This is a genomic window from Cognatiluteimonas telluris (assembly GCF_011320095.1).
Lineage (GTDB): Bacteria > Pseudomonadota > Gammaproteobacteria > Xanthomonadales > Xanthomonadaceae > Cognatiluteimonas > Cognatiluteimonas telluris.
This window is the reverse complement of sequence record NZ_JAANOY010000114.1, coordinates 1-624: the sequence shown is the minus strand read 5'-3', so window position 1 is coordinate 624 and position 624 is coordinate 1. Positions and strand designations below refer to the sequence as shown.

The following is a 624-nucleotide window of genomic DNA, read 5'->3' as shown; positions in this document are numbered from 1 at the left end:
GCATCCCAGATACAGAGGTGCCAGCTATCAGCCCACTCAAGATGCTCTCGGCCTTCTGATTGGTTTGATGTTCGATCATGTTGGCTGTGACCGCTAACACCTGAATTAAGCCGACATGCGTAGTGGAAGCAAACGCAGCTAAGCTTTATCTAGCTGCGTTTGCTGGAACGAAGCATGTTCGGCTTGAATGAATTGTTAGAGCGCGTCACGGACTGCCGCTCTTACCAAAGTGCGGATTCTCGATGATCCCGAACCGATTGCCGAAGGGATCGATGACGGCGCCGACCTTAATCCCATCTCCGACCTCCGTCACCGGCTCTAAGGCCGACGCACCAAGCTCCAGAAGCCGAGCGTAAGTGCCCGAAGCATCAGCGACGCCCCATAACGGCTGTGGCCCGGCGGTACCAGACTGTCCATCTGGGACGAGCCCAAGCTCAAAACCGTCGACATTGAAGCCGACGTAGAAGGGCTCATCAAAGTAGGGCGCGAAGCCGAGCACCTGGGCGTACCAGCGCGCTGCTGCCGCCAGATCAGCCACCGGGTAAATTGCTGTGCGAAGCCCGAGAATCATCGTTGCTTATCCGAGTAACAGTCTGAAACGGTCAGCGCGCTAACACCTGAATT

1 protein-coding gene is annotated in these 624 nt (G+C 56.2%); it reads right to left on the bottom strand.

Translation table 11 applies throughout. The features are described 5' to 3' along the window. Positions 1 to 205 precede the first annotated feature (205 nt). On the bottom strand, positions 206 to 571 hold the full coding sequence (locus tag G7B67_RS13250) for a VOC family protein (protein ID WP_166213186.1): 366 nt from the start codon (positions 569 to 571) through the stop codon (positions 206 to 208). Positions 572 to 624 lie beyond the last annotated feature (53 nt).

Coding starts and splice junctions, on each gene's coding strand:
- G7B67_RS13250 (WP_166213186.1), bottom strand. CDS start 571: ATGATTCTCGGGCTTCGCACAGCAATTTACCCGGTGGCTGATCTGGCG.